We start from the raw sequence: 19943 nt of genomic DNA on the forward strand, positions 1-19943 counted from the left end.
TGCTCACCTGAAAGGTTGGTCGCGACCTTTCGAATCGTACAAAAGCAAACGCCCCGAACAATGTCGGGGCGTCTGATGGGATCACTACCTGCATCAGCGAGTTTTCACACGCTCTGTCAGGGCTCCGTTTTTTTATGGCTGCGTTTTTGGGGCGTTTTCGAATTCCTTTCGTTTCGATGACTGCAAAGTGGCGTTAGCGGCCGTTCGTTCTCGTGGGATGGACTAGTGATTATCTGTGGGAGCGGGCCATGCCCGCGATTTTTCGCGCGCATGGCGCGCTCCCACAGTGGATCGGCGAACGGCCGCTTCTGCCTTACTGCCGACTCCATGGAAATACGCATTCGCCGGCGAACAATGATCGCGGCCAGGCCTCAGGCGCGGCTATCCACCTCGACCCGCAATACCTTGCCGGCCTGCATGCAACGAACGGCCACCGGGCAGAAAGCTTCGATCACCTGGATATTGCTCTGCAGATGCTCGCTCAGGTGCGTGGTGGTAAAGCTGCCTGAACCTGCCAGCGCCATCGGTAGCAGCAACTGATCGGCCAGGTACTCGCCCACCGCCGCGCCGCTGACCAGCCATTGGCGCAACGGTTCGATGGCGCGGTCGGCCACCGCTTCGGCACGCACGCCGTTCTGGCCGAACGCGGGCGCATCGACGAAGCTCAGGTGCAGGAAGAGATCGAGCGGCTGTGTCGCGCCTGGGGCGTTTCGGGCGCGGGAGATGATCTGTCGACTCTGCTGGGCGAGGCTGCAGGCGATATCGACCTGCTCGACCTTCTGCAACTGCAGGCGGTGATCGATATCTGTCGGCAGACGGGTAGCTTGTCCGAGGCCGGCAGGCGATTGTTCGACATCAGTCGCCAGGGCAAGGCGCAGCCCAACGATGCGGATCGCCTGCGCAAGTACCTGGCGCGCTTCGGCTTGAGCTGGCAGTCCATTCGGAGGGAGTGATTTTATGGTGCGCGATGAGGCTGATTTGGTGCGTTGTCAGGGCTGTTGAAAACCCTGTTTTCACGGGGCTATTTACAATAAAGCATCAAAAAGTTTCATAAAGGCGTCATCTTGCCCTTTTTAAGGGCGTGGCGTTCTTGCTAGAGTCCCGCCACTTTTCATTGCGCGGCGCAGCAAGACGCCAGGGAGTCTGCCATGAGCATGTCCGTCGATCATTTTCTCGAACGCCTGAAACAACGCGACCCTAACCAGCCCGAATTCCACCAGGCGGTGGAGGAAGTGCTGCGTAGCCTGTGGCCGTTCCTGCAAGCCAATCCGCATTACCTGGAGGCGGGCATCGTCGAGCGTCTGGTCGAGCCGGAGCGTGCCGTGCTGTTCCGCGTGCCGTGGGTCGACGATGCCGGGCGCGTGCAGGTCAACCGAGGCTTGCGCATCCAGATGAACAGCGCCATCGGCCCGTACAAGGGCGGCCTGCGCTTTCACCCCTCGGTGAACCTGAGCGTGCTCAAGTTCCTGGCTTTCGAGCAGACCCTGAAGAACTCCCTGACCTCGCTGCCCATGGGCGGTGGCAAGGGCGGGGCGGACTTCGACCCCAAGGGCAAGAGCGACGCCGAGGTGATGCGTTTCTGCCAGTCGTTCATGACCGAGCTGTACCGTCACATCGGCGCCAACCTGGATGTGCCGGCCGGAGATATCGGCGTAGGTGGCCGCGAGATCGGTTACCTGTTCGGCCAGTACAAGCGCCTGGCCAACGAATTCACCTCGGTGCTGACCGGCAAGGGCCTGACCTACGGTGGCAGCCTGATCCGCCCGGAAGCCACCGGCTACGGCTGCGTTTACTTCGCCGAACAAATGCTCAAGACCCGCGGTCGCCACTTCGATGGCCAGCGCGTGGCCATCTCCGGTTCCGGCAACGTGGCGCAGTACGCCGCGCGCAAGGTCATGGACCTGGGCGGCAAGGTGATTTCCTTCTCCGATTCCGAAGGCACGTTGCATGTCGAAGAGGGCTTCAGCGAGCAGCACTGGCAGGATGTGGTGGCGCTGAAGAACCAGAAGCGTGGCCGCCTGAGCGAACTCGACGGCGGCGCGTTGCGCTTCCAGGCCGGGCAACGCCCTTGGGGCCTGGCGTGCGACATTGCACTGCCCTGTGCCACCCAGAACGAGCTGAACCTGGAGGACGCCAGGGCGCTGCTCGGCAATGGCTGCGGGTGCGTGGCCGAGGGCGCCAACATGCCAACCACGCTGGACGCGGTGGACCTGTTCATCGAGCACGGCACCCTGTTCGCCCCGGGCAAGGCCTCCAACGCCGGTGGCGTGGCGGTCAGCGGCCTGGAAATGTCGCAGAACGCCATGCGCCTGCACTGGAGCGAAGGCGAGGTGGACGAGAAGCTGCATGGCATCATGCAGTCCATCCATAATGCTTGCGTGCGTCACGGCGAGGAGAATGGCGGCATCAACTACGTCAAGGGCGCCAACATCGCCGGCTTCGTCAAGGTGGCCGACGCCATGCTCGCCCAGGGCGTGGTCTGACGGCCCACCCGCGCGGCCGGGCAATCTGGCTGCACCGCCAACCCCAGCACCTTGCCGACGGCTGGTCGGCAAGATGTGCTCATTGTCACGACTCGTACACACAAGGTGCCGACAATGCCCTCCCGTCGTGGTGCAGATGGCGCCGCGCGTGTTGGCAACACCACTGGAACAACGAGAGTCGTGTCATGAAACAGATCCCAGGAATGCTCGAAGGCGCTATGGCCGTTCGCTTCTACCAGAGCGTGCAGGGGCCTTTCCCCATCGAAATCGGTGCCGCGGTGCCTGGTACGAGCATGTCCGCCATCGTCAAACCGGCGGGTAGCCCCATCGCGCTGGATGCGGCCTGCGAGGAAGACCTCGGCCTGTCGCTGCTCGAAGCCGAGGCCACCGGCCTGGCTGCCGAAAAGGTCTGCGACCAGCTCAACGCCTTCTACGCCGGGCGCCGGGTCAATTGCAGTAGCGCGGCGGAAGTCGAGGCGGTCATCAGGCTGTTCCAGGCCACTGGTGTGGAGCTGGAGTTCTTGCTGTCGACCCTCGATGCCGCGGCGCTGTACCTGCCCGACGCGCCGTCGCTCGACCAGTACCCGGAATGCGTAGCCCGTAATCTGTTCGTGCTGGCCAGGCCGTTCGAGATGTGGCGTTTGCGCTGAGCGCAACCCTTAGCAGGCGCATCTTTACAGCAGTAAAGATGCGAACCGCTAGTGCATGACAATCGTTATCGAATAGACTCGCGCGCCACCGGCTCGCTTGCCTGCGTCTGTCTCGTTTTCGCCAAGCCCCGCTCGCTACTGTTCAGGCTCTGCGGGAGCGTATGCCTGTTCGTCAGGCACGAGATGGGCGCGTACCAGCAGCCGGTTCCCTCGTTCGCAGTATCTAGAGTCGATTGCGGTGTTCAAGAAAGTCTTGTTCCAACTGCACTGGTTTTTCGGCATCACCGCCGGGCTGGTGCTGGCCCTGATGGGCGTGACCGGCGCGCTGTACAGCTTTCAGGAAGAGATCCTGCTGGCGATCAACCCCGAGATGGCGGTGACCGCTCAGGCGGGCGAAGTACTGCAACCGGGCGAAATGGTCGAGCGTTTGCAGGCTCAGGGGCTCAGCGTATCCGGGCTGTACGTGGACACCGAAGGCGGCCAGCCGACACGGGTGTTCCTGACACCGCCGCCTGGTGAGCGGCGCGGCGGGATACGCTTCGTCGACCCCTATACAGCCGAGATATTCGAGACCCCTCGCGGCTTGCAGTTCTTTGGGCTGATGCTGCAGTTGCATCGCTTTCTCGCCATGGGCCAGAGCGGCCGGCAGATCACCGCCGCCTGCACCATCGCCCTGGTGTTCTTCTGCCTGTCCGGGCTTTACCTGCGTTGGCCGCGCAAGGTGTGGAGCTGGCGCGCCTGGCTGACGTTCGACTGGGCCAAGAAAGGCCGCGCCTTCAATTGGGACCTGCACGCGGTGGTCGGCACCTGGTGCCTGCCGCTGTACCTGTGCGCGGCGCTGACCGGGCTGTATTGGTCCTACGATTGGTACCGCGGCGGCCTGGAAAACCTGCTCAGCGACAAACCACGGGTCGCTGGCGAAGAGCGCGGTCGCCGCGGGCCACCACCCGAGGGGCAAGCGATGCCAGCGGTTGACTACGCCAACCTCTGGCAGGGCATTCAGCGCACGGCCGGTAATCGTCTTGGCGTCTACAGCCTGCAGCTGCCCAACGCAGCCGGCCAACCGGCGCGGGTGTTCTTCATGCTGCGCGACGCCGCGCACACCCGCGCCTTCGACCAGATGCAACTGGACCCGCTGACCGGCGAGGCGAACCAGGTCGAGCGCTACGCCGACAAGTCGTTCAAGGCGCGCTTGCTGGCCAGCGTCTACGCCCTGCACACCGGCGAATACTTCGGCATGACCGGGCGCATCCTGATGATGGTCGCCAGCCTGCTGATGCCGCTGTTCTTCGTCACCGGCCTGTTGCTGTACCTGGACCGTCGCCGCAAGAAGCGCGCTGCACTGGCGGCCCGTCAGGTGCTCGCTGGGCGTGACGGCGGGGAGCCCTGGCTGGTGGGCTTTGCCAGCCAGAGTGGCTTTGCCGAACAATTGGCCTGGCAAACCGCCGGGCAGTTGCAGGCCGCCGGCATGGCGGTGGACGTGCAGCCGCTGGCACGTATCGATACCGCCAGGCTCAGCGCCACGCCCCGTGCGCTGCTGGTGCTCAGCACCTTTGGCGACGGCGAAGCACCGGACAGCGCCCGTGGCGCCGAGCGCCAGTGGCTGGCGGCAACGCTGGATCTGCCCGGCCTGCGCTACGCGGTGCTGGCCCTGGGGGATCGTCAGTACGCGCAATTCTGCGGCTTCGCTCGGCGCCTCGACGACTGGCTGGCCAGCCGTGGTGCGCAGCGCCTGGGCGAGCGTATCGAGGTCGATGGTGACGACCAGCAAGCGCTGCAGCACTGGCAGCGGCAATTGGCCGAGTTGACCGGCGTACAGCCCCTGGCCGTGCAGCAGGTGCCGTTCGACGGCTGGGAGCTGTGCGCGCGCACTTGCCTCAACCCGGGCAGCCAGGGGCAGGGCACCTGGTTGATCGGCCTGCGGCCGCCGGCCGGTGCCCAGTGGCAGGCAGGTGACATCCTGGAAATCCTCCCGCGCAACGGCGATGCACAGATACAGCGCTGGCTGCAGGCCCACGGCTTGCAGGCGCTGGCGCCTGTCGTCATCGAACCGCTGGGCCATACGCTGGCTGAGGCGCTGGCTGCTCGCCAGCTGCCGTACAGCGCCAGTCATCTGGTCGGCTTGCACGCCCAGGCGCTGTTCGAGGCGCTGGTGCCGCTGCCCAGCCGTGAGTATTCGATCGCCTCGTTACCTGAAGATGGTGTGCTGGAGCTGATCGTGCGTCAGCAGCGCGTGACCAATGGCGAGCTGGGCGCTGGCTCCGGCTGGCTGACCGAACACCTGCCAATGGGCGCTCAATTGTTGGCGCGGGTACGCCGTAACAGTGGTTTCCACGCTCCTGAGGATGATCGCCCGCTGATCCTGATCGGCAACGGTACCGGGCTTGCTGGCCTGCGCAGCCTGCTCAAGGCACGCATCGCCGTCGGGCACGCGCGCAACTGGCTGCTGTTCGGCGAACGCAATGCCGAGCATGACTTCTACTGCCGTGACGAGCTGCAAGGCTGGTTGCAAGGCGGCCAGTTGCAGCGACTGGACCTGGCCTTTTCGCGTGATCAGGCGCAGCGGCTCTACGTGCAGGACCGCCTGCGCGAGGCAGCTGATGAACTGCGGACGTGGATTGCAGAGGGTGCTGCGGTTTATGTGTGCGGCAGCTTGCAGGGCATGGCGGCGAATGTGGATGAGGTGCTGCGAGAGGTGTTGGGTGACGCCGCCGTCGAGGGGCTGGTGGAGCAGGGGCGGTATCGGCGAGATGTGTACTGAGGGCTTGCTCTGGATTTATGAGCAGGTGCAAGGATTTGTGTGATCTATGCGGGCGAATTCGCGGGCATGGCCCGCTCCCACAATACAGCTGACTCTCCGATCCGCTGCTGGATTCGGCACTCGGGCTGCCTGAGTTGCCGAGCGCAGCTTGAGCTGCGCCCGGTGGCGGTCAGAGGAACTGCTCGGCGTGGTGGCAGGCCACTTCACGGCCATCGAGCGGGCGCAGCAGTGGCAGCTCGGTCTGGCAGCGTTCGGTGGCGTATGGGCAGCGCTTGTGAAACGGGCAGCCGGGTGGTGGGTTGAGCGGGTTGGGCAGCTCGCCGACGATCTTGATCTTCGGTTTGCTCGGGTCCGGGTGGATGGTCGGCGTGGCCGACAGCAGCGCCTTGGTGTACGGGTGCAGCGGGCGCTCGTAGAGCCGCTCGCTGGGGCCGATCTCGGCGGGGCGCCCGAGGTACATCACCAGCACGTCGTCGGCGACGTGGCGCACTACCGACAGGTTGTGGGAGATGAACACGTAGCCGGTCTTGAACTCTTCCTGCAGGTCCATGAACAGGTTGAGCACCTGGGCCTGGATCGACACGTCCAGTGCCGAGGTCGGCTCGTCGGCCACCAGCACCTTGGGGGTGAGCATCATGGCGCGGGCCAGGGCGATGCGCTGGCGCTGACCGCCGGAGAACATGTGCGGGTAGCGCTGGTAGTGTTCGGGGCGCAGGCCGACCTGGTTCATCATCGCCTGCACCCTTTCGCGGCGCTCGGCGCGCGACAGACTGGTGTTGATCAACAGCGGTTCGGCCAGCTGGTCACCGATCTTCTGCCGCGGGTTGAGCGAGGCGTAGGGGTTCTGGAAAACCATCTGCACGTCGCGGCGCAGTTGCTTGCGGGTCTGCGCGCCGGCACCGTTCACTTCCTGCCCGGCGATCTGCAGCGAGCCCGAGGTGGGCTCCTCGATCAGGGTCAGGGCGCGGGCCAGGGTGGATTTGCCGCAGCCGGATTCGCCAACCACGGCCAGGGTCTTGCCGGCCTGCAATTCGAAGGACACACCATTGAGCGCCTGCACCGTGGCGCTGGGCTTGAACAGGCCCTGGGACACGGAATAGTGGCGTGTCAGTTGGCGTGCGGTCAGAACGGTCGTCATCACGCCACCTCGGCATTCAGATTGAGCGGGAAATAGCAGCGCACCGCGCCGCGCTCGTGGGGTTCCAGGGCCGGGCGTTGCTCGCGGCACTTGGGCTGCACGTAGGGGCAGCGCGGCGACAACAGGCAGCCTTGGGGCCGGTCGTAGCGGCCTGGTACGATACCGGGCAGGGTCGACAGGCGCGTGGCGCCCAGGCTGTGCTCGGGAATCGCCTTGATCAGCGCTTCGGTATACGGGTGGGTCGGTGCGTCGAACAGCGCCGGCACCTGGCCCAGTTCCACGGCCTGGCCGGCGTACATCACGCAGACCCGGTTGGCGGTTTCGGCGACCACGGCCAGGTCATGGGTGATCAGTACCAGGCCCATGTTCTGTTCACGCTGCAGGTCGAGCAGCAGCGCCATGATCTGCGCCTGGATGGTCACGTCCAGGGCGGTGGTCGGCTCGTCGGCGATCAGCAGTTTGGGCTCGGCGGCAATCGCCATGGCGATCGCCACGCGCTGGCTCATGCCACCGGACAGCTGGTGCGGGTAAGCGTCGAGGCGGCTGGCCGCACCCGGAATCTCCACGCGCTCGAGCAGTTGCAGGGCGCGCTGGCGCGCAGCCTTGCCCTTGAGACCGAGGTGCTGGCGCAGCACTTCCTCGATCTGGAAACCCACGGTGAAGCTCGGGTTCAGGGCGGTCATCGGGTCCTGGAAGATCATCGACAAGTCCTTGCCGACGATGTGCCGACGCTGGCGGCCCTTGAGCTTGAGCATATCGGTGCCGTCGAACGTCAGGCGATCGGCGCGCACGATACCGGGCGCATCGATCAGGCCCATCAGCGCCATCATGGTCACCGACTTGCCGGAGCCGGACTCGCCGACGATGGCCAGCACTTCGCCCTTGTCGACTTTCAGGTCGAGGCCATCGACCACCGGCACGGCGTTGGCGTCGCCGAAGCGCACGCTCAGGTTGTCTATTTCCAGCAGGCTCATCGGGCGGCCTCCATCGAATGGCAGGCCGTAATGCGAGAGATGTTCATGGCGGCCTCCTCAGATCGCGTTCTTGAGTTTCGGGTCCAGCGCATCGCGCAGGCCGTCGCCCATCAGGTTGATCGCCAGCACACTGAGCAGGATGGCGAGGCCGGGCAGGGTCACCACCCACCAGGCGCGTTCGATGTAGTCGCGCGCCGAGGCGAGCATGGTGCCCCACTCCGGCGTTGGCGGTTGTACGCCGAGGCCGAGGAAACCCAGGGCGGCGGCATCGAGAATCGCCGAGGAGAAGCTCAGGGTCGCCTGCACGATCAGCGGCGCCATGCAGTTGGGCAGCACGGTGATGAACATCAGCCGCGGCAGGCTGGCGCCGGCCAGGCGGGCGGCGGTGACGTAGTCGCGGTTCAGCTCGCCCATCACCGCGGCGCGGGTCAGGCGCACGTAGGAAGGCAGCGAGACGATGGCGATGGCGATCACGGTGTTGATCAGACCTGGGCCGAGGATGGCGACGATGGCCACGGCCAGCAGCAGCGAGGGCAGGGCCAGCATGATGTCCATCAGGCGCATGATCGAGGGGCCCATCAGGCGCGGGAAGAAGCCGGCGACCAGGCCCAGCAGCAGGCCGGGAATCAGCGAGATGACCACCGAAGCCAGGCCGATCAGCAGCGACAGGCGCGCGCCGTGGATCAGTCGCGAGAGCAGGTCGCGGCCGACTTCGTCGGTGCCGAGAATGAAGCGCCACTGGCCGCCGTCCAGCCACACCGGCGGGGTCAGCAGGGCGTCACGGAACTGCTCGCTGGGCGAGTAGGGCGCGATCCACGGCGCGAACAGTGCGCAGAACACCATCAGCAGCATGAAGCCGAGGCCGGCAACGGCGCCCTTGTTGTGACTGAACGCGCGCCAGAATTCCTTCAGCGGCGAGGGGTAGACCAGGCTCTGGTCGAGCGGCGTGGTAGTGGTCGAGGTCATGCTCGCACCTCATGGATATCTGATTTTGGCGTAGCCCGGGTCGAGCGCAGCGACACCCGGGAAAGAGCGATCTGGGTATCGCGCTGCTCAACCCAGGCTACGGAAGTAGTTTGTGGGGTGGACGACGCTTTATCCGTCCACCGCGGCGCGGTCATGGTGGATGAGAAAAGCGTCATCCACCCTACGGTTGTGTTGGTATCAGTTGCCATTCATGACTCCGGAGAATCGGTTCATGGCCTCGCGTGCTAGCGCGAGGCAAGGAAAAATTCGTCGAGAGAGCGGAGTTGGCTGTAGCCAATGAGCATCTCGAGAGGGATTTTGACGCGGCATCGCCGACGCGCAGCAGGTCATGGCCGGTTCTCAGCGCTGGTGGCGAATACGTGGGTTCACCAATCCATAGAGGATATCGACCACGAAGTTGACCAGGATCACCAGGCAGGCGATCAGCAAGATGCCGTTCTGTACCACCGGGTAGTCGCGGGCGCCGATCGACTCGATCAGCCATTTGCCGATGCCCGGCCAGGAGAAGATCGTCTCGGTCAGTACCGCGCCGGCGAGCAGCGTGCCGACCTGCAGGCCGAACACGGTGAGCACCGGAATCAGTGCATTGCGCAGGCCGTGCACGAACACCACGCGGGTGGGCGACAGGCCCTTGGCGCGGGCGGTGCGCACGTAGTCTTCGCGCAGTACTTCGAGCATCGCCGAACGGGTCATGCGGGCGATCACTGCCAGCGGAATGGTGCCCAGCACGATGGCCGGCAGGATCAGGTGGCGCAGGGCGTTGACGAAGGCGCCTTCCTCGTCGGACAGCAGGGTGTCGATCAACATGAAGCCGGTCACCGGCTGGATGTCGTAGAGCAGGTCGATACGCCCCGATACCGGCGTCCAGCCGAGCCACACCGAGAAGAACATGATCAGCAGCAGACCCCACCAGAAGATCGGCATCGAGTAGCCGGTCAGGGAGATGCCCATCACGCCGTGATCGAACAGCGAGCCGCGCTTGAGAGCGGCGATCACCCCGGCGATCAGCCCCAGCGTGCCGGCGAACAGCAGCGCGGCCAGGGTCAGCTCGAGCGTGGCGGGAAACAGGGTGGTGAATTCGTCCCACACCGGGGTACGGGTGCGCAGCGATTCACCCAGGTCGCCCTTAGCCAACTGGCCGATGTAGTCGAAGTACTGGGCGTACAGCGGCTTGTTGAGGCCCAGTCGCTCCATGGCTTCGGCGTGCATCTGCGGGTCGACGCGACGCTCGCCCATCATCACTTCCACGGGGTCGCCGGGAATCATGCGAATCAGCGCGAAGGTAAGCAGCGTGACCCCGAAGAACGTGGGTATCAGCAGGCCCAGGCGCCGGGCTATAAAACTCAACATCGTGGTAGGTACCTCATTGGCCGGTCAGGCAGCCCGCCGGCGTCTGTAGCGCCGGCGGTGTGTTTTTATCTACTTCACTCGGGTGGTGGCGAAGTTGTTGGTGGTCAGCGGGCTGATCCGATAGCCCTCGACGTCCTTGCGCATGGCGGTGAACAGCTTCGGGTGGGCCACGTTGATCCAGGGTTGATCCTCGGCGTAGAGTGCCAGGGCCTGGCGATACAGGGCGGCACGCTCATCGTTGGCGGTCACGCCGCGGGCCCTGGTGATCAGTTCCTGAAACTTAGGGTTGCACCAGCGTGCATAGTTCTCGCCGTTTTTTGCCGCATCGCAGCTGAGCAGCGGGCCCAGGAAATTGTCCGGGTCGCCGTTGTCGCCAGCCCAGCCGGCGGATACCAGATCGCCTTCGCCATTCTTGGCGCGGCGAAGCATTTCGCCCCATTCCATCACCCGAATGTCGACCTTCAGGCCGATCTCGGCAAGATCCGCTTGCAGCATTTCTGCCGACAGGCGCGGATTGGGGTTGGTCTGGCCGCCGCCGCTGCGGGTGAACAGGGTGAGCACGGTGCCTTTCGGCACGCCGGCTTCCTCGAGCAGGGCGCGGGCCTTGTCGAGGTCGCGGGGCGGGTTGCGGTTGTCGTCGTTATAGCCGATCAGGGTTGGCGGGTACGGGTTGACCGCCACCAGCGCGTTGCCCTTGCCGAACAGCTGCTCGACGTGGCGCTGGCGGTCGAAGGCGAGGTTGATCGCCTGGCGCACGCGCACGTCGCTCAGGTACTGGTGCTCGGTGTTCATGGCGATGTAGCCGGTAACGATGGCCTCGATCTCGTCGACCTTGAGCTTGGCATCGGCCTTGATCGCCGGCACGTCGTCGGGCTTGGGATACAGCGCCACCTGGCATTCGTTGGCGCGCAGCTTCTGCAGGCGCGTGTTGTTGTCTGTGGTGATGGCGAAGATCAGCGGGTCGGCCGGTGGCTTGCCGCGGAAGTAATCCGGATTGGCCCGGAAACGGACCTGGGCGTCCTTGTTGTAACGCTGAAACACGAAGGGGCCGGTGCCGATCGGTTTGCTGTTGAGGTCGGCGGTGTTGCCGGCTGCGAGCAGCTGATCGGCGTATTCGGCTGAGTAGATCGACGTGAAGGCCATCGCCATGTCACGCAGGAACGGCGCCTCCGGGCGAGTCAGGGTGATGACCACGGTGTGGTCGTCGGTCTTGGTCACCGACTTGAGCAGTTGCCGGAAGGCCATGCTCTCGAAATAGGGATAGCCGACGCTGGCCTTGGCGTGCCAGGGGTGCTTGGGGTCGAGCTGGCGATTGAGGCTCCACAGCACGTCGTCGGCGTTGAGGTCGCGGCTCGGCGTGAAGTAATCGGTGGTGTGGAATTTCACACCCTTGCGCAGGTGAAAGGTGTAGGTCAGGCCGTCGTCACTGACTGCCCAGCGCTCGGCCAGGGCCGGCTGGATGTCCGTGGTGCCGGGCTTGAAGTCGACCAGGCGGTTGAATACCGTCTCGGCCGAGGCATCGGCCGTCACCGCGGTGGTGTACTGAACGATGTCGAAGCCCTCGGGGCTCGCTTCGGTACACACCACCAGGGGCTTGGCTGCGAGGTGGCCGGCGGCGCCGAGAACCAGGGCGGCCAGCGCTGCACGTAGCGGTAGTGTCTTCATCGGATATCCCCCGCGAATGAGATCAGCATAGACATACGGCCTGCAAGGGCAGGCCGTGAGCCGTGGTCAGAAGGGTGCATGCATCATCGCTCGTGCGGCGTGCTCAGCCAGTGGATAAGCCCGAGGCCTGGGCGCTCGATGCGCCCGTCACTCGGGTCGGTCGGCTGGCGGGTCGCCTCGCGATTGCCCTCGAGGCGGCCACCACGCCAATCAGTCGTTGCTGACACCGATGAAGCTGTTACGCCCGAACGGGCTGATCTGGAAGCCCTTCACGCTGGTGCGCATCGGCTGGTACACGGTGGAGTGGGCGATCGGGGTGATCGGCACTTCACGCTTGAGCACCGCCTGAGCCTGCTTGTACAACTCGCTGCGCTCGTTCTGATCGGTCACCCGCTTGGCGGCCACCACCAGCTTGTCGTACTCGGCATCGCACCATTTGGAGAAGTTGTTGCCGTCCACCGAGGCGCAGCCGTACAGGGTGCCGAGCCAGTTGTCGGGGTCACCGTTGTCGCCTGTCCAGCCGATCAGCATGGCGTCGTGCTCGCCGGCGTGGGCGCGCTTGATGTACTCGCCCCACTCGTAGCTGACGATACGTGCCTTGACGCCGACCTTGGCCCAGTCGGCCTGCAGCATCTCGGCCATCAGACGGGCATTGGGGTTGTAGGGGCGCTGCACGGGCATGGCCCACAGGGTGATTTCGGTGCCTTCCTTGACGCCGGCGGCCTTGAGCAGCTCCTTGGCTTTTTCCGGGTCGTAGGCGGCGTCCTTGATCGACTCGTCGTAGGACCACTGGGTCGGCGGCATGCCATTGACGGCCAGTTGGCCGGCGCCCTGGTACACGGCGTCGATGATCGCCTGCTTGTTGACCGCCATGTCCAGCGCCTGGCGCACTTCGAGCTTGTCGAACGGCGCGCGGGTCACGTTGTAGGCGATATAGCCCAGGTTATAGCCCGGAGCGGTCGGCACGTTGAGGTTCTTGTCCGCCTGCAGGCCCTTGAGGTCGGCCGGACGCGGGTTGAGGGTGATCTGACACTCGCCGGCACGCAGCTTCTGGGCGCGAACCGAGGCGTCGGTGTTGATCGAGAAGATCAGGTTGTCGATCTTCACCTGATCAGGTGCCCAGTACTCCTTGTTGCCCTTGTAGCGAATCGCCGCGTCCTTCTGGTAGCGGCTGAACACGAACGGGCCGGTGCCGATGGGCTTCTGGTTGATTTCCGCGGCCTTGCCGGCCTTGAGCAACTGGTCGGCGTACTCGGCCGAGTGCACGGCGGCGAAGTTCATCGCCAGGTTCTGCACGAATGCGGCGTCCACTTCCTTGAGGGTGAAGACCACGGTGTGGTCACCGGTCTTCTCGATCTTGACGATGTTCTTGTCCAGACCCATATCGGTGAAATACGGGAACTCGCTGGGGTAAGCCTTGCGGAACGGGTGGTTGCGATCGAGCATGCGCTGGAAGGTGAACAGCACGTCGTCGGCGTTGAATTCGCGGGTCGGCTTGAAGTAGTCGGTGGTGTGGAACTTGACCCCTTCGCGCAGGTGGAAGGTGTAGGTCAGGCCGTCTTCGCTGATGTCCCAGGAAGTGGCCAGGCCCGGCTGGGCCTTGGTGCCGCCGCGCTCGAATTCGGCCAGGCGGTTGAAGATGGTTTCCGAGGCCGCATCGAAGTCGGTGCCGGTGGTGTACTGGCCCGGATCGAAACCGCCCGGGCTGCCTTCGGAGCAATACACCAGATTGCTGGCCTGGGCGAGCGAAACACTGGAGAGCAGACCTGCAGTGAGCAGAGCCTTGCACAGGAGAGACATGCGCATGCGAACCTCTTTTTTCTTTTTGTTCGCGCCTGGGTTCAGCGCGAGCTCGGAATGCGGTGAAAGCGGATAGCCCACCGGGTCGGATTCGAAATTAAGTCATGCTGAAATTTCGGTCAACAAAAATTAAGCAGCACTAACATTGCGCATATTTGCCCTGAATTGGAGCAAAAATCAGCTATTGGCAGGGTGATCGCCAAACAACCCCATGGTGGTCATGGTCAGCACCTCGGCCGGCTCGTTGGCGGCATTGATCAGCCGATGCAGCTTGCCGGCATCGAAATGCACCGAGTCGCCGGGGCCGAGCGGGTAGTCGCGACCTTCGATGGTATAGACGATCTGCCCGGCCAGCACGTAGGAGAACTCCACGCCTTCATGGGCGATCAGCTCCGATTCGTAGCCCACCGGAATGTTCATCTTCACGGCATTGATCGAATTGCCCGGAAACGAGCTGGACAGCCGTTCGTAAGCCAGCAATTGGCCGCCGACCGTATAGCGTACGCGCTCATTGACGTGAGAGTCCGGCTGCGCCTGCTCGGGCTGGTCGAACAGCGCGTTGAGCGGCACGTTCAGGGATTTGGCGATGCTCGCCAGGGACGAGATCGACACGCCGGTGAGGTTGCGCTCGGCCTGGGACAGGAAGCTGGCCGTCAGGCCGGCGTCGGCGGCCACCTGGTTGAGGGTCTTGCCGGCGGCCCGCCGGTAGCGGCGCAGGCGTTCGCCGATGCGATCTGCGGTCATGGGTAAGGTTCGCTGTTCGAATGGGCGGAGTATACCGATGGCGAGTAGGGACTTCAGCTTGAAGATGATGGCAGTTTTTAAGTGCCACTGAAAAAAGCTTTGACCGTAATTTAAGTTGCACTTAAATTTTGCGCCAGTGAATGACCCGGCAGCGATATCCGTTGCCGTCGCCAGACGAGGATGTGCAGATGACACTGGGAGTGGGCGGTAGCACGCCGGAGCAGGCCTTGGCGCGCCTGCAGGACATGACGGCCGGCACGCAGCCGATCGGCGAAGCGGAGTATCAGGCACGCATCGAGCAGGCCCAGGCACTGATGCGCGAGCGGTGCATCGAGGCAATGTTCGTATCGGCTGGCAGTAACCTGCAGTACTTCACCGGGGTCAAATGGAACCCCAGCGAGCGCATGGTCGGGGCGATCCTGCCGGCCAGTGGTGCGCTGGAGTACCTGGCGCCGACCTTCGAGGAAGGTACGGTGCGCGACTTCCAGGTGGTGCCGGGCACCATCAATACCTGGGAGGAGCACGAGAGCCCCTACGCATTGCTGCTCAGGTGCCTGCGGCGCCTTGGCGTGATGCCCGATGATGGTGCGCCACCTCAGGTAGGTCTTTGTTCTTCCTTGCCTTTTTTCATGTTCGAAGGCATCCGCAAGCTGACCAGCGGTTACCGTTTCATCGACGCCGGGGTAATCACCGCCGCGTGCCGGCAGCGCAAATCCGCTGCCGAAATCGCCCTGATGCAACGCGCCAAGGACATGACCCTGGAAGTGCACAAGGCCGCGGCGAGCATCCTTCATGAAGGCATCACCACCACCGAAGTTGCCGAGTTCATCCGTCAGGCGCATCGCAAGGTCGGCGCGCCGGGCTCGATCTTTTGCATCGTACTGTTCGGCCCGGCCAGCGCTTTCCCCCACGGCGTCAAGCATGCGCAGACCCTGAGAGACGGCGACATGGTGCTTATCGACACCGGCTGCCAGGTCCACAGCTACCTGTCGGACATCACTCGCAGCTACGTTTTCGGCACGCCGAGCGCGCGCCAGCGCGAGTTCTGGAACAAGGAAAAGGCCGCCCAGCAGGCCGCCTTCGAAGCCGCCGTGCTGGGCGCCCCGTGCGCCAGTGTGGATGCCGCCGCCCGACGCAGCCTGGAAGCCGCCGGCTTGGGCCCTGGCTACAAGCTGCCGGGCCTGTCGCACCGCACCGGCCACGGCATCGGCCTGGACATCCACGAAGGCCCTTATCTGGTCGGTGGCGACGACACGCCGCTGGCCGAGGGCATGTGCTTCAGCAACGAGCCGATGATCTGCGTGCCCGGCGAGTTCGGCATCCGCCTGGAAGATCACTTCTACATGACGTCCGAAGGTCCACGCTGGTTTACCCAGCCAAGCCACTCGGTGGACGACCCGTTCGGCTTGAACGCTTAAGCGCGTGTAGACATGAAAGCGCCCGGCCAATTGGCCGGGCGTTTTCATTCGCCGCGTTGGTTCAGTCGATACTGACGCCGTGGAAGGGCGTCAGGCCGAACGGGCTGATGCGGAAGTCCTTCACTTGCTTGCGCATGGGCTGGAACACCCGGGAGTTGGCGATGGGCGTAATCGGCACCTGGGCCTTGAGGATCTGCTGAGCCTGTTGGTACAGCCTGATGCGTTCGTCACGGTTGCTTGCGGTCTTGGCCTGAGTGATCAGCTTGTCGTAGGCCGGGTCGCACCACTTGGCGTAATTGCTGCCCTTGACCGCCGCGCAGCCGTACAGCACACCTAGCCAGTTGTCCGGATCGCCATTGTCGCCGGTCCAGCCGTAGATCATCACGTCGTGTTCGCCGGCCTTGGCGCGCTTGATGTACTCGCCCCACTCGTAGCTGACGATATTGGCCTTGATGCCGATCTTGTCCCAGTCGGCCTGAATCATCTGGGCCGAGAGCCTGGCGTTGGGGTTGGATGCGCGTTGCACGGTCATGGCCCACAGGTTGATCTGGGTACCTGGGGCGATGCCGGCCTCTTTGAGCAGTTGGCGGGCCTTTTCCGGATCGTGCGGGGCGTCCTTGATGTTCGGGTCGAAGCCCCACTGGCCAGGCGGCAGGGCGTTCTCGGCCACTTGTCCGGCACTGCGGTAAACGGCCTTGATGATCGCGGGCTTGTCGATGGCCATGTCCAATGCCTGGCGCACCTTGAGCTGGTCGAGTGGCGGGTGGGTGACGTTATAGGCCAGGAAGCCCAGATTGAAACCCGGCTGGCTGAGCACCTTGAGGTTCGGATCCTTCTCGGCCAGCTCAATGTCTTCGGGGCGCGGGTAGCCGCTGACCTGGCATTCGCCGGCCCTGAGCTTCTGCAGGCGCACGGCGGCGTCGGTGTTGATCGAGAAGATCAGGTTGTCGATCTTCACGTCTTCGGGCTTCCAGTACTGCCGGTTGGCGGTATAGCGGATGTTGGAATCTTTCTGGTAGCGCTTGAACACGAACGGCCCGGTGCCGATCGGCTTCTGGTTGATCTCGCCGGCCTTGCCTTCCTTGAGCAGCTTGGCAGCGTACTCGGCCGACTGGATCGAGGCGAAGCTCATCGCCAGGTTCTGCACGAAAGCGGCATCGACGTTGTTGAGATTGAAGCGCACGGTGTAGTCGTCGAGCTTTTCCACGCTCTTGATCGTGGTGTTCAGGCCCATGTCGATGAAGTAGGGCGACTCCGAAGGATAGGCCTTGCGAAACGGTTGCTCGGGGTCGAGCAGGCGGTTGAAGGTGAACAGCACGTCGTCGGCGCTGAAGTCTCGGCTCGGCGTGAAATAGTCGGTGGTATGGAATTTCACACCCTTGCGCAGGTGGAAGGTGTAACTCAGCCCGTCATTGGCCACCTGCCACTCGTCAGCCAGCCCCGGTTCTACCTCGGTACCGCCACGCTTGAACTGGGTGAGGCGGTTAAACACGGTTTCCGCCGAAGCATCGAAATCCGTGCCGCTGGTGTACTGGCTGGGGTCGAAGCCGGCAGGGCTGGCCTCGGAACAGTAAACCAGGGTACTGGCGGCCTGGACCATTGGCGCACAGGCCAGCAGTGCGCTGGTCAGTAGCAAGGGCTTGAATAGGGTCTTGTCCATGAATGTCCTATCGACAGGTGTGAATCGGTGTGTCGATGGAGCATGCCGCACTCTGGTTTTTTTCTACAAGATCATCTGGTTTGCAGCTAATAACCCGTTTGCGATCCTTTGCCACATCGCCTATGTGATGCCGCACAGGATCGCGTTCATGGGCAGTGTGCGTGGTGCCGGCCACTGCTTGCCGCTTTGGTGGTGGCGAGCCTGCTTATTTGCGCGCAGGCGCGAACCCGGTGATGAACTGGCTGAGCACCCGCTATCTTTGGCGTGACGACACGCCGTTGGCCGAAGGCATGTGCTTCAGCAACGAGCCGATGATCTGCGTGCCCGGCGAGTTCGGCATCCGCCTGGACGATCACTTCTACATGACCGCCGCCGAAGGTCCACGCTGGTTTACCCAGCCAAGCCATTCGGTGGACGACCCGCTCGGGCTGAATGCCTGAACCGCCCCTGGAATTGATCTTTTTGGGCGGCATAAAAGAGGCTGCTACGAGGCAGAAGCAGCCGTTCGCCGATCCATTGTGGGAGCGCGCCATGCGCGCGAAAAATCGCGGGCATGGCCCGCTCCCACATACCCCGCCGATGTCCGACTCCGCCACTTTGCAGGCAACACGCTGAGCCGATCCGCAGAATCGTGAACGGCCTCTTGAAAACGAAAACGCCCGGCCAAACGGCCGGGCGTTTTCGTTCATGCAGCTGGTTTACTCGATGCTCACGCCGTAGAAGGAGTTGATGCCGAACGGGCTGATCTTGAAGTCCTTAACCCGGGTGCTCATCGGCTGGTACACCGTGGAGTGGGCGATCGGCGTGTTCTGCACGTCGTCCTTGAGCAGGTGCTGGGCCTGCTTGTAGAGCACGGTGCGTTCTTCGCGGTCGTTGATCGCCTTGGCTTTCTTGAGCAGCGCGTCGAACTCCTTGTTGCACAGGCGGCTGTAGTTGTTGCCGCCAATGGCGTCGCAGCCGTACAGCACGCTCAGCCAGTTGTCGGGGTCACCGTTGTCGCCCGTCCAGCCGATCAGCAGGGCGTCGTGTTCGCCAGCCTTGGCGCGCTTGTTGTACTCGCCCCATTCGTAGCTGACGATGCGCGCCTTGATGCCGATCTTCGCCCAGTCGGCCTGCAGCATCTCGGCCATCAGCTTGGCGTTGGGGTTGTAGGGGCGCTGCACGGGCATGGCCCACAGGGTGATCTCGGTACCTTCCTTCACGCCGGCAGCCTTGAGCAGTTCCTTGGCTTTTTCCGGGTTGTAGGGCGTGTCCTTGATGGTGTCGTCATAGGACCACTGGGTCGGCGGCATGCCGTTCACCGCCACCTGGCCGGCACCCTGATAGACGGCGTTGATGATCGCCTGCTTGTTGACCGCCATGTCCATGGCCTGGCGCACTTGGAGCTGGTCGAACGGTTTGTGCTCGGTGTTGTAGGCCAGGTAACCGACGTTGAAACCGGCCTGCTCGGGCATCTGCAGCTTGGGGTCCTTCTTCAGGGTCTCCAGGTCGGCCGGGCGCGGGAACACGCTGACGTGGCATTCGCCAGCGCGCAGTTTCTGCATGCGCACCGATGGGTCGGTGTTGATGGCGAAGATCAGGTTGTCGATCTTCACGTCATCCGGGTTCCAGTATTCCTTGTTGCCCTTGTAGCGGATCTGCGCGTCCTTCTGATAGCGGCTGAACACGAACGGCCCGGTGCCGATGGGCTTCTGGTTGATGTCCGAGGCTTTGCCGGCCTTGAGCAGCTGGGCGGCGTATTCGGCGGAGTGGATCGAGGCGAAGCTCATGGCCATGTTCTGGATGAAGGCCGCGTCGACGGTGTTGAGGGTGAAGCGCACCGTGTGTTCGTCGACCTTCTCGATCTTGGCGATGTTCTTGTCCATGCCCATGTCGGTGAAGTACGGGAACTCGGTGGGGTATGCCTTGCGGAACGGGTCATCCTTGTCGAGCATGCGGTTGAAGGTGAACAGCACATCGTCGGCGTTGAATTCGCGGCTGGGTTTGAAGTAGTCAGTGGTATGGAACTTGACCCCTTCGCGCAGGTGGAAGGTGTAGGTCAGGCCGTCATCGCTGATGTCCCACTTCTCGGCCAGGCCGGGGATGACCGAGGTGCCGCCACGCTCGAATTGCGAGAGGCGGTTGAAGACCGTTTCCGCGCCGGCGTCGAAGTCGGTACCGGTGGTGTAGAGCCCGGGGTCGAAGCCCGCCGGGCTGCCTTCGGAGCAGTACACCAGGTTGCCGGCGGCGTGCGCGAAGGGGGCGCTGGCAATCAGGCCGGCGACGACAAAAGCCTGGATAAAGGCGTTCTTGTGCATGGTTACCTCATGTCTA

The 19943-nt window shown here is 63.6% G+C and carries 16 protein-coding genes and 1 pseudogene; 6 read left to right on the forward strand and 11 right to left on the reverse strand.

The annotated features are described in order from the left end of the window. Window positions 1-371 precede the first annotated feature (371 nt). Window positions 372-785, reverse strand: a complete 414-nt coding sequence (locus BVH03_RS25840) for an RNA 3'-terminal phosphate cyclase (RefSeq protein WP_256574647.1) — start codon at window positions 783-785, stop codon at window positions 372-374. Between BVH03_RS25840 and BVH03_RS26740 the strand changes: the two genes are divergently transcribed. From BVH03_RS26740 to BVH03_RS07120, 4 genes are all read left to right on the forward strand, one after another. After that, window positions 669-953 (forward strand): hypothetical protein, encoded by a 285-nt coding sequence (locus tag BVH03_RS26740; RefSeq protein WP_305883688.1) that lies wholly within the window; start codon window positions 669-671, stop codon window positions 951-953. The two genes, BVH03_RS25840 and BVH03_RS26740, sit on opposite strands and share 117 nt — an antisense overlap. A 195-nt stretch (window positions 954-1148) precedes the next feature. Beyond that, window positions 1149-2483 (forward strand): NADP-specific glutamate dehydrogenase, encoded by a 1335-nt coding sequence (gene gdhA / locus BVH03_RS07110; RefSeq protein ID WP_075960517.1) that lies wholly within the window; start codon window positions 1149-1151, stop codon window positions 2481-2483. Window positions 2484-2668: 185 nt separating this feature from the next. Then, window positions 2669-3133 (forward strand): hypothetical protein, encoded by a 465-nt coding sequence (locus BVH03_RS07115; protein WP_143485904.1) that lies wholly within the window; start codon window positions 2669-2671, stop codon window positions 3131-3133. Between the two features lie 238 nt (window positions 3134-3371). After that, a complete protein-coding gene (locus tag BVH03_RS07120) occupies window positions 3372-5894 on the forward strand; it encodes a sulfite reductase flavoprotein subunit alpha (RefSeq protein WP_075960519.1) in 2523 nt (840 codons plus the stop codon). A 169-nt stretch (window positions 5895-6063) separates the two neighbouring features. Here the strand turns inward: BVH03_RS07120 and BVH03_RS07125 are convergent, their stop codons facing one another. The 8 genes from BVH03_RS07125 to BVH03_RS07155 form a co-directional block, all read right to left on the reverse strand. Beyond that, on the reverse strand, window positions 6064-7032 hold the full coding sequence (locus BVH03_RS07125) for a peptide ABC transporter ATP-binding protein (RefSeq protein ID WP_075960520.1): 969 nt from the start codon (window positions 7030-7032) through the stop codon (window positions 6064-6066). Further along, window positions 7032-8006: an ABC transporter ATP-binding protein gene (locus tag BVH03_RS07130; protein ID WP_075960521.1), complete on the reverse strand. Its 975-nt coding sequence runs from the start codon at window positions 8004-8006 to the stop codon at window positions 7032-7034. Before BVH03_RS07130 ends, BVH03_RS07125 begins: the two co-directional genes overlap by 1 nt. 57 nt (window positions 8007-8063) lie before the next feature. Next, window positions 8064-8972 carry an ABC transporter permease subunit gene (locus BVH03_RS07135; protein WP_070884376.1) on the reverse strand — a complete coding sequence of 303 codons (909 nt, stop codon included), beginning with the start codon at window positions 8970-8972 and terminating at the stop codon, window positions 8064-8066. Beyond that, window positions 8969-9181: a hypothetical protein gene (locus BVH03_RS25845; protein ID WP_143485905.1), complete on the reverse strand. Its 213-nt coding sequence runs from the start codon at window positions 9179-9181 to the stop codon at window positions 8969-8971. The genes BVH03_RS07135 and BVH03_RS25845 overlap by 4 nt, the downstream gene beginning before the upstream one ends. 151 nt (window positions 9182-9332) lie before the next feature. Next, window positions 9333-10343, reverse strand: coding sequence for an ABC transporter permease subunit (locus BVH03_RS07140; protein WP_075960522.1), 1011 nt, complete (start codon window positions 10341-10343; stop codon window positions 9333-9335). Window positions 10344-10412: 69 nt separating this feature from the next. Then, window positions 10413-12008 carry an ABC transporter substrate-binding protein gene (locus BVH03_RS07145; RefSeq protein ID WP_075960523.1) on the reverse strand — a complete coding sequence of 532 codons (1596 nt, stop codon included), beginning with the start codon at window positions 12006-12008 and terminating at the stop codon, window positions 10413-10415. A 210-nt stretch (window positions 12009-12218) separates the two neighbouring features. After that, window positions 12219-13814, reverse strand: coding sequence for an ABC transporter substrate-binding protein (locus BVH03_RS07150; protein WP_075960524.1), 1596 nt, complete (start codon window positions 13812-13814; stop codon window positions 12219-12221). 171 nt (window positions 13815-13985) lie between these two features. After that, complete coding sequence (locus BVH03_RS07155; RefSeq protein ID WP_075960525.1) at window positions 13986-14552, reverse strand: helix-turn-helix domain-containing protein; 567 nt, start codon at window positions 14550-14552, stop codon at window positions 13986-13988. A gap of 188 nt (window positions 14553-14740) precedes the next feature. On the opposite strand from BVH03_RS07155, the gene BVH03_RS07160 reads away from it, so the two are divergent. Continuing rightward, window positions 14741-15970, forward strand: a complete 1230-nt coding sequence (locus BVH03_RS07160; RefSeq protein ID WP_075960526.1) for a Xaa-Pro peptidase family protein — start codon at window positions 14741-14743, stop codon at window positions 15968-15970. 61 nt (window positions 15971-16031) lie between these two features. On the opposite strand, the gene BVH03_RS07165 is transcribed toward BVH03_RS07160, so the two are convergent. Then, on the reverse strand, window positions 16032-17630 hold the full coding sequence (locus tag BVH03_RS07165) for an ABC transporter substrate-binding protein (RefSeq protein WP_075960527.1): 1599 nt from the start codon (window positions 17628-17630) through the stop codon (window positions 16032-16034). Between the two features lie 254 nt (window positions 17631-17884). Here BVH03_RS07165 and BVH03_RS07170 point away from each other — a divergent pair. After that, window positions 17885-18070: pseudogene (locus tag BVH03_RS07170) on the forward strand (M24 family metallopeptidase); the annotation flags it as partial. Between the two features lie 258 nt (window positions 18071-18328). Here BVH03_RS07170 and BVH03_RS07175 read toward each other — a convergent pair. Further along, window positions 18329-19927 carry an ABC transporter substrate-binding protein gene (locus BVH03_RS07175; protein ID WP_075960528.1) on the reverse strand — a complete coding sequence of 533 codons (1599 nt, stop codon included), beginning with the start codon at window positions 19925-19927 and terminating at the stop codon, window positions 18329-18331. Window positions 19928-19943 lie beyond the last annotated feature (16 nt).

Origin of the sequence: Pseudomonas sp. PA15(2017), assembly GCF_001945395.1 — a bacterium.
In the GTDB taxonomy this organism is placed as follows: Bacteria; Pseudomonadota; Gammaproteobacteria; order Pseudomonadales; family Pseudomonadaceae; genus Aquipseudomonas.

What these genes read in the sequence shown, in the direction of transcription:
- gdhA (WP_075960517.1), top strand. Translation starts at nt 1,149, where the DNA reads ATGAGCATGTCCGTCGATCATTTTCTCGAACGCCTGAAACAACGCGAC.
- BVH03_RS07115 (WP_143485904.1), top strand. Translation starts at nt 2,669, where the DNA reads ATGAAACAGATCCCAGGAATGCTCGAAGGCGCTATGGCCGTTCGCTTC.
- BVH03_RS07125 (WP_075960520.1), bottom strand. Translation starts at nt 7,032, where the DNA reads ATGACGACCGTTCTGACCGCACGCCAACTGACACGCCACTATTCCGTG.
- BVH03_RS07130 (WP_075960521.1), bottom strand. Translation starts at nt 8,006, where the DNA reads ATGAGCCTGCTGGAAATAGACAACCTGAGCGTGCGCTTCGGCGACGCC.
- BVH03_RS07135 (WP_070884376.1), bottom strand. Translation starts at nt 8,972, where the DNA reads ATGACCTCGACCACTACCACGCCGCTCGACCAGAGCCTGGTCTACCCC.
- BVH03_RS25845 (WP_143485905.1), bottom strand. Translation starts at nt 9,181, where the DNA reads ATGGCAACTGATACCAACACAACCGTAGGGTGGATGACGCTTTTCTCA.
- BVH03_RS07140 (WP_075960522.1), bottom strand. Translation starts at nt 10,343, where the DNA reads ATGTTGAGTTTTATAGCCCGGCGCCTGGGCCTGCTGATACCCACGTTC.
- BVH03_RS07145 (WP_075960523.1), bottom strand. Translation starts at nt 12,008, where the DNA reads ATGAAGACACTACCGCTACGTGCAGCGCTGGCCGCCCTGGTTCTCGGC.
- BVH03_RS07150 (WP_075960524.1), bottom strand. Translation starts at nt 13,814, where the DNA reads ATGCGCATGTCTCTCCTGTGCAAGGCTCTGCTCACTGCAGGTCTGCTC.
- BVH03_RS07155 (WP_075960525.1), bottom strand. Translation starts at nt 14,552, where the DNA reads ATGACCGCAGATCGCATCGGCGAACGCCTGCGCCGCTACCGGCGGGCC.
- BVH03_RS07160 (WP_075960526.1), top strand. Translation starts at nt 14,741, where the DNA reads ATGACACTGGGAGTGGGCGGTAGCACGCCGGAGCAGGCCTTGGCGCGC.
- BVH03_RS07165 (WP_075960527.1), bottom strand. Translation starts at nt 17,630, where the DNA reads ATGGACAAGACCCTATTCAAGCCCTTGCTACTGACCAGCGCACTGCTG.
- BVH03_RS07175 (WP_075960528.1), bottom strand. Translation starts at nt 19,927, where the DNA reads ATGCACAAGAACGCCTTTATCCAGGCTTTTGTCGTCGCCGGCCTGATT.